We start from the raw sequence: 8,827 nt of genomic DNA on the forward strand, positions 1-8,827 counted from the left end.
TCACTCCCCCCGCATCCACTGCTCCATGACGGTCAGCAGGTGATCGGGGTCGACCGGCTTCGTCACGTAGTCCGAGGCACCGGACTCGATCGCCTTCTCCCGGTCGCCCTTCATCGCCTTCGCCGTCAGCGCGATGATCGGCAGCCCCGCGAACTGCGGCATGCGCCGGATCGCGGTCGTCGTCGCGTACCCGTCCATCTCCGGCATCATGATGTCCATCAGCACGACCGTCACGTCGTCGTGCTGCTCCAGGACCTCGATGCCCTCCCGCCCGTTCTCGGCGTAGAGCACCGCGAGCCCGTGCTGCTCCAGGACGCTGGTGAGCGCGAAGACGTTGCGGATGTCGTCGTCGACGATGAGCACCTTCTCACCGGAGAAGTTGAAGGTGCGGCGCGGCTCGGCCTCCGCCTCCTCCCGGCCCGCCTCCGGCTGACCGAACTGCCCGGGGACCGTGCCCCGCCCCCCGGTCGCCTCCGCCGCGGCCTTCCGCCGGTGCCGGAACAGCGCCCCGGCCCCGGACCGCGCCTCCGTCCGTACGGGCGGCGGCGGGAAGTGCGGGAACGGGTGGACGGCCCCGGCCGTCCCCTCCTCGGCCCCCTGCTGCGGGTCCTCGGCGTCCTGCGCGCCCTGCCCGTATCCGCTCGACGGCAGCTCCGTCGGGCTCAGCGGCAGGTAGAGCGTGAACGTCGAACCGCGGCCGGGCTCGCTCGCGGCGAAGATCTCGCCGCCGAGCAGCCGCGCGATCTCCCGGCTGATCGAGAGCCCCAGACCCGTACCGCCGTACTTCCGGCTGGTCGTGCCGTCGGCCTGCTTGAACGCCTCGAAGATGACCCGCATCTTGCTCGCCGCGATCCCGATCCCGGTGTCGGTGACCGAGAAGGCGATCAGGTCGGCCTCCGGGTCGCGCAGCGAACCGGCCTCCAGGAGCTGCTCGCGGATCGACTGCGGCACGTCCGCGCCGGCCGGCCGGATCACCAGCTCCACCGCGCCCGTGTCGGTGAACTTCACCGCGTTGGACAGCAGGTTGCGCAGGACCTGGAGCAGCCGCTGCTCGTCGGTGTGGAGCGTGGCGGGCAGCTCGGGCGAGACCCGCACCGAGAAGTCGAGCCCCTTCTCCGCCGTGAGCGGGCGGAACGTCGCCTCCACGTAGTCGACGAGCTGGACGAGCGCGATGCGGGTCGGCGAGACGTCCATCTTGCCCGCCTCGACCTTCGACAGGTCGAGGATGTCGTTGATCAGCTGGAGCAGGTCCGAGCCCGCGCCGTGGATGGTCTCGGCGAACTCGACCTGCTTCGGCGTCAGGTTGGTCTCGGCGTTGTCGGCGAGCAACTTGGCCAGGATCAGCAGCGAGTTGAGCGGGGTGCGCAGCTCGTGCGACATGTTGGCGAGGAACTCCGACTTGTACCGCATGGAGACGGCGAGCTGTTCCGCGCGCTCCTCCAGGACCTGCCGGGCCTCCTCGATCTCGGTGTTCTTCACCTCGATGTCGCGGTTCTGCCGGGCGAGCAGTTCGGCCTTCTCCTCCAGCTCCAGGTTGGAGCCCTGGAGTTCCTTCTGCCGGTGTTCCAGCTCGGCCGACCGCTCCTTGAGCTGCTCGGTGAGCTCCTGCGACTGCTGGAGCAGCACCTCGGTCTTGGTGTTGACGCTGATGGTGTTGACCGTCGTCGCGATGAGCTCGGCGAGCTGGTTGAGGAAGTCCCGCTGGATCTGCGTGAACGGCTGGAAGGACGCCAGCTCGATCACGCCGAGGACCTTGCCCTCGAAGAGGACCGGCAGCACGATCACATGCGCGGGCGCGGCCTCGCCGAGTCCCGACGAGATCTTCAGATAGCCCGGCGGCACGTTGACCTGGATGGTCCGCTTCTCCTCCGCCGCCGTCCCGATGAGGGTCTCCCCGGGCCGGAACGAGGTCGGCATGGACCCGGCGGAGTATCCGTAACTCCCGCGCATCCGCAGCTCGTACGAGCCGTCGCCCTCGCCCACGAGTTCGGCGTCGCTGTGCGCGGAACCCGTCGGCATGGCCACGAAGAAGGCGCCGTGCTGGGCCGAGACGACCGGGGTCAGCTCGCTCATGATGAGCGAGGCCACGTCGTCCAGGTCCCGCCGGCCCTGCATGAGGCCGGAGATGCGGGCCAGGTTGCCCTTGAGCCAGTCCTGCTCCTCGTTGGCGAGGGTGGTGTCGCGCAGGTTGGCGATCATGGTGTTGATGTTCTCCTGGAGGGCCTGGATCTCGCCCGCCGCGTCGACACCGTCGATCTTGAGGTTGAGGTCGCCGCGGGTCACCGCCGTGGCGACGGCCGCGATCGCCCGCACCTGCCGGGTCAGGTTCCCGGCCATCTCGTTCACGGACTCCGTCAGGTCCCGCCAGGTGCCGTCCACGTCGCGGACCCGGGCCTGACCGCCCAGCTGGCCGTCCGTACCCACCTCGCGGGCGACGCGGGTGACCTCCTCGGCGAAGTTCGACAGCTGGTCGACCATCGTGTTGATGGTGCTCTTCAGCTCCTGGATCTCACCGCGCGCGTCGATGTCGATCTTCTTGGTGAGGTCGCCCTTGGCGATGGCGGTGGTGACGGCGGCGATCTGGCGCACCTGGCCGGTGAGGTTGTCGGCCATGCCGTTCACCGAGTCCGTCAGGTCCCGCCAGGTCCCCGACACCCCGGGCACCCGCGCCTGGCCGCCGAGGATGCCGTCCGTGCCCACCTCACGGGCCACTCGGGTCACCTCGTCGGCGAACGAGGACAGCGTCGTCACCATCGTGTTGACGGTGTCGGCGAGTTCGGCGACCTCGCCGCGCGCCTCGACGGTGACCTTCTTCGTCAGGTCGCCGTTGGCGACGGCCGCGGAGACCCGGGAGATGTTCCGCACCTGGCTGGTCAGGTTGTTGGCCATCAGGTTGACGTTGTCGCTGAGGTCCTTCCACGTACCGGTGACACCGCGCACGCGTGCCTGGCCGCCGAGGATGCCCTCCGTACCCACCTCGCGGGCCACGCGCGTGACCTCGTCGGCGAAGTTCGACAGCTGGTCGACCATCGTGTTGACGGTCGTCACCAGCTCCAGGATCTCGCCCTTGGCGTCGACCGTGATCTTCTTCGACAGGTCGCCCATGGCGACCGCCGTGGTGACCTCGGCGATGTTCCGCACCTGGATGGTGAGGTTGTTCGCCATGAAGTTCACCGACTGGGTGAGGTCCTTCCAGGTGCCGGAGACCCCCTGCACCTCGGCCTGACCGCCCAGGATGCCCTCGGTGCCCACCTCGCGGGCCACCCGGGTCACCTGCTCCGCGAAGTTCGAGAGCTGGTCCACCATCGTGTTGAGGGTGTTCTTCAGCTCCAGGATCTCGCCGCGCGCGTCCACGTCGATCTTCTGCGACAGGTCACCCCGCGCCACCGCGGTCGCGACCTGCGCGATGTTGCGGACCTGGGTGGTGAGGTTGCCGGCCATGCCGTTCACCGAGTCCGTCAGATCACGCCACACACCGGCCACGCCCGGCACCTGCGCCTGACCGCCGAGCCGCCCGTCCGTGCCCACCTCGCGGGCCACCCGGGTCACCTGGTCCGCGAAGGCGGAGAGCTGGTCGACCATCGTGTTGATGGTGTTCTTCAGCTCCAGGATCTCGCCGCGCGCGTCCACGTCGATCTTCTGCGACAGGTCACCCCGCGCCACGGCCGTCGTCACCTGCGCGATCTGCCGCACCTGCGAGGTCAGGTTGCCGGCCATGAAGTTCACGGAGTCCGTGAGCTCGCGCCAGCGCCCGGACACGCCGTCCACCCGCGCCTGACCGCCGAGCCGGCCCTCGGTGCCCACGTCCCGTGCCATCCGGGTCACCTGGTCCGCGAAGGACGACAGCTGCGACACCATCGTGTTGACGGTGTTCTTCAGCTCCAGCATCTCGCCGGCCACGTCCACCGTGACCTTCTGCGACAGGTCGCCGTTGGCGACCGCCGTCGTCACCTGCGCGATGTCCCGCACCTGACCGGTCAGGTTGCGGAAGGCCGTGTTCACCGAGTCGGTGAGGTCCTTCCACGTGCCCGCCGCACCCGGCACCTCGGCCTGACCGCCGAGCAGACCCTCGACGCCGACCTCCCGGGCCACCCGGGTCACCTCGGAACCGAAGGCGGAGAGCTGGTCCACCATCGTGTTGACGGTGTTCTTCAGCTCCAGCATCTCGCCGGCCACGTCCACCGTGACCTTCTGCGACAGGTCACCGTTGGCGACCGCCGTCGTCACCTGCGCGATGTCCCGCACCTGCGTGGTGATGTTCCGGAAGACCGTGTTGACGGAGTCCGTGAGGTCCTTCCACGTGCCCGCCGCACCCGGCACCTGCGCCTGACCGCCGAGCAGACCCTGCGCGCCGACCTCGCCCGACACCCGGGTCACCTCGTCGGCGAACGTCCGCAGCGTCTCCGTCATCTGGTTGATGGTGTCGGCGAGTTGCGCGATCTCACCGCGCGCGGAGACCCGTACCTTCTGCGACAGGTCGCCGTTCGCGACCGCCGTCGTCACCTCGGCGATGCCTCTCACCTGATTGGTGAGATTGCCCGCCATCGTGTTGACGGAATCGGTCAGGTCCTTCCACACACCGGCGACCCCGGCCACCTCGGCCTGACCGCCGAGCTCACCCTCCGTACCCACCTCGCGCGCGACACGGGTCACCTCGGAGGAGAACGACGACAGCTGGTCCACCATCCGGTTGACGGTGTTCTTCAGCTCCAGCATCTCGCCGGCCACGTTCGCCGTGACCTTCTGCGACAGATCGCCGTCCGCGACCGCCGTCGTCACGAGCGCGATGTCCCGCACCTGCGCCGTCAGCCGGTTCGCCATGGTGTTGACCGAGTCCGTGAGGTCCTTCCACGAACCGGACACCCCGCGCACCTGCGCCTGCCCGCCCAGCTTGCCGTCCGTACCCACCTCGACGGCGACCCGGGTCACCTCGGACGCGAACACCGACAGCTGGTCGACGAGGTTGTTGGCGGTACGGGCGACCTTCAGGAACTCCCCGCGCAGCGGCCGCACGGTCCCGTCCGCACTCTCCGAACGCAGGTCCATCCGCTGGTCCAGATCGCCCTCGGCCACCGCCGACAGGACCCGCCCCACCTCGGACACCGGCCGGGCCAGATCGTCGACCAGCGCGTTCGCGGCCTCGATCGCCGCCGCCCACGCCCCCTCGCTGGCCCCCGCCTCCAGCCGCTCGGACAGCTTGCCCTCGCGACCGACCACCCGCCGGACCCGCGACAGCTCCCCGGTCACGTGCATCTGCCGGTCGGCGACCTCGTTGAACACGGCGGTGATCTCCGCCATGACCCCGTCACCGGACACCGTGAGACGCCTGCGGAAGTTCCCGTCCCGCATCGACACCAGCGCGGCCAGCAACCGCTCCAGCGCCGCCGCGTCCACCTGGACCGTCCCCCCACGGGAACGTCCGCCCCTCGCGCGCGTGCCACTGCCTCCGCCGCGTCGCGCCGCCGTGCCAGACTCCACCGTGTCCCTCCCGAAAGGGGTCGACCGTACCGCTCCGGCTCTCGCCGTCAGCCTGCCCAGTGTTTCACCGTGACCGAACCAGGCGATAACAGTTCGGCAGCTTCGCACAGCGTCCCTACCCCGAGGGACGGAATCAACGGTGACCGGCATCCGCTCGGACAGCGAAGGTAAGTAACCTGGCATCCGGCTGTCCAACCGCCCCGGTCCGCCCGGCGGGGGCGGCGTGGCGTGCGCACGACCACCGGGCAGCGGGAGGGACAGACCGAGCATGGCAGAGCCGGGCGTCGAGACGCGTACGAGGAGAGCCGTGATCACCGCGCGGGCGACTGCCACCTTCGAGCCCGTCGGGCGGTCCGTCGCGGCCGCCCGCGCGTTCGTCCGGGACACCCTCCAGGGCTGGGGACACCCCGAACTCGTCGACGACGCCGTCGTCCTCACCAGCGAGCTCGTCACCAACGCCGTCATCCACGCCGGCACCTCCGCCGAAGTCCTCTGCCTCCGCTCCGACGACAGCATCCGCGTCGAGGTCGCCGACCGCTACCCCGAGCGCGAGATCCCCGTCCAGAGCGGCCGCACCCTCGGCAACCCGGACCGCGAGAACGGCCGCGGCCTCCTCCTCTGCGCGGCCCTCGCCCACCGCTGGGGCGTCGACTACTCCCCCACCCGCAAGCACGTCTGGTTCCACCTGGACCTCCCCCAGCGCCCCGTCGGCACCCGCTCCGCGGGCCCCGTCCTCCCCGACGCCCTCCTCCCGGTCGCCGAGAGCCGCGTCCGCGTCGCCGTCGCCCAGATCGACCGCGGCGGCACGATCACCGCCTGGAACGAGGACGCCGAGGAGCTCTTCGGGTACGACGCCGAGCTGGTCATCGGCAAACCCCTCGGCGACCTCGCCGCCTGGCCCCACACCCCCGGCATCGGCACCGGCCTCGCCGAGGCCCTCCGCCTCTCCCGCTGGGAGGGCAGCTACGGCATCCGCTGCGCCGACGGCCGCGTCATCCCCGTGTACGCCTCGCACCTCCGCGTCCGCGACGCCCAGGGCGAACCCTCCACCGTCTGCCTCCTCGTACGGGAGCACGAGCGCGCCGTCCTCCAGACCCCGCAGCGCCCCGCCGTCGAACCGGGCGCCGAGAGCCGCGCCGCCGCCGACCCCTTCGAGGTCTTCATCGGCTCCCCCGCCCCCGACGACCTCGACGGACTCCTCCAGCGCACGGTCGAGCGCGCCCGCGACATGCTCGACGGCGACGCCGCCTTCCTCCTCCTCGCCACCGACGACGAGACGGAACTCGAGGTCCGGGCCACCACCGGACTCCCGGCCGCCCGCCAGCGCTTCGCCCGCGTCCCCGTCGAGACCGGCGCCAGCCGTTACGGCTCCGCCCGCATGCCCGCCGTCCACGAGGACCTGGCAGCCGTCCCCGGCGCCGTCCCCCTCCTCGAAGGCACCGGCATGCGCTCGGTGGTGACGGTCCCCCTGAAGGTCGAGGGCCGCCTCACCGGCTCCCTCGGCGTGGCCGCCGAATCCGCGAACCGCTACTCCAACGAGGAGGCCCTGCGCCTCCAGTTCGCCGCCGACCGCATCGCCCTGGCCGTCGAGTCGGCCCGCCTCGGCGAGCTGGAGCGCCTGCGCCGCGGCTCCCTCAGCTTCCTCGTCGAGGCCTCCGACCTCCTGGCCGGCACCCTCGACCGCGACCAGACCCTGGCCCTCATGGCCCAGATGACGGTCCCCACCCTCGCCACCTGGTGCGCGGTCTACACGATCGCCGACCAGGCCTCCGACCCGTACCTCTCGTACGTGCTCCACGAGGACGAGGACCGCATCGACGGCCTCAAGGCCCTGCTCTCCTCCATCGCCCCGCCCGACCCGGTGCCGACCCCCGGCGCCCGCGTCTGGTCCGCCCCGGGCGAGGCCGCGCACCGCGCCGCGCTGACCGCCTCGGTCCGCGCCCTCGACCACCCCGCGAGCCCGCTGTCCTCCGGCATCGACACCACCCTGGCCACCGCGAGCGCGGTCGCCGGCGAGACGGTCGTCCTGCCACTGGTCGCCCGCAACCGGGTCATCGGCATGCTGACCCTCGGTCGGCCCTCGGAGGACCACTTCCGCCAGGAGATCCTGGAGCTCGCCGAGGACCTCTCGCGCCGGGCCGCCCTGGCCCTGGACAACGCCCGCCTGTACTCGGAGCGCGTGGCGATCAGCCAGTCCCTCCAGCGCAGCCTCCTCCCGCCCGGCCTGCCCACCATCCCGGGCGTCGAGGTCGACGTGATCTACCGCGCGGCCGGCGAGGGCAACGAGGTCGGAGGCGACTTCTACGACCTCTTCCCGATCCGGGACGGCGCGTACGGATTCGCCATCGGCGACGTCTGCGGTACGGGCCCGGAGGCGGCCGCCGTCACCGGCCTGGCCCGCCACGCCCTGCGCCTCCTGGCCCGCGAGGGCTTCGGCGGCCCCGCCGTCCTGGAGCGGCTGAACGCGGCGATCCTCGACGAGGGCGCCCGCAGCCGGTTCCTGACCCTCCTCTACGGCGAGATGCGCCCGCAGGACGACGGCTCGGCGATCCTCAAGGTCGTCTGCGCCGGCCACCCCCTGCCGCTGCGCCTCCGCCCGGACGGCACGGTCGAGCCCGCGGCCGAACCCCAGCCGCTCCTGGGCGTCATGGAGGACCTGGAGCTGTACGAGCAGACGATCACGCTCGACCCGGGAGACGTGCTCCTGTGCGTCACGGACGGCGTGACGGAACGCCGTGAGGGCACCCGCATGCTGGGCGACGACGGCCTCGCCGAGGTCCTCAGGACGTGTACGGGCCTGACGGCCGGCGCGGTCGCCTCCCGAATCCTCCGCGCGGTCGAACGCTTCGCCCAGGCCCCGGCCTCCGACGACATGGCCATCCTGGCGATGCGCCTCCGCGAGCCGGACCCCAGCTGACGAAGGCCGGCGCCTCCCCGGAGGGGGAGGCGCCGGTCCTTTCCGACAAGTGTCCTGGAAACACGAAAAGGCCCCCGCCTAGTGGCGGGGGCCTTTTCTTTTTCGGAGCCCTTTAACGGAATCGAACCGTTGACCTTCTCCTTACCATGGAGACGCTCTACCGACTGAGCTAAAAGGGCAGGTGTTCGGCGGCGTCCTACTCTCCCACAGGGTCCCCCCTGCAGTACCATCGGCGCTGAAAGGCTTAGCTTCCGGGTTCGGAATGTAACCGGGCGTTTCCCTAACGCTATGACCACCGAAACTCTATGAAGTTGAACTCAACCGGCAAGGGAGTTCATTGCTTCAGAACTAACACAGTGGACGCGAGCAACTGAGGACAAGCCCTCGGCCTATTAGTACCGGTCAGCTCCACCCCTTACGGGGCTTCCACAT

General features: G+C 70.5%; 2 protein-coding genes, 1 tRNA gene and 1 rRNA gene. 1 reads left to right on the forward strand and 3 read right to left on the reverse strand.

Annotated features, from left to right (window positions below):
• Positions 1-5,478, reverse strand: coding sequence for a HAMP domain-containing protein (locus tag GGE06_RS31010; protein WP_181924485.1), 5,478 nt, complete (start codon positions 5,476-5,478; stop codon positions 1-3).
• Between the two features lie 268 nt (positions 5,479-5,746).
• Between GGE06_RS31010 and GGE06_RS31015 the strand changes: the two genes are divergently transcribed.
• Positions 5,747-8,395, forward strand: a complete 2,649-nt coding sequence (locus GGE06_RS31015) for a SpoIIE family protein phosphatase (RefSeq protein ID WP_116158528.1) — start codon at positions 5,747-5,749, stop codon at positions 8,393-8,395.
• A gap of 106 nt (positions 8,396-8,501) precedes the next feature.
• Here the strand turns inward: GGE06_RS31015 and GGE06_RS31020 are convergent.
• A tRNA-Thr gene (locus tag GGE06_RS31020) sits at positions 8,502-8,574 on the reverse strand.
• A gap of 4 nt (positions 8,575-8,578) precedes the next feature.
• A 5S ribosomal RNA gene (gene rrf / locus GGE06_RS31025) occupies positions 8,579-8,695 on the reverse strand.
• Between the last annotated feature and the right edge of the window lie 132 nt (positions 8,696-8,827).

It is taken from the genome of Streptomyces nymphaeiformis (genome assembly GCF_014203895.1).
In the GTDB taxonomy this organism is placed as follows: domain Bacteria; phylum Actinomycetota; class Actinomycetes; order Streptomycetales; family Streptomycetaceae; genus Streptomyces; species Streptomyces nymphaeiformis.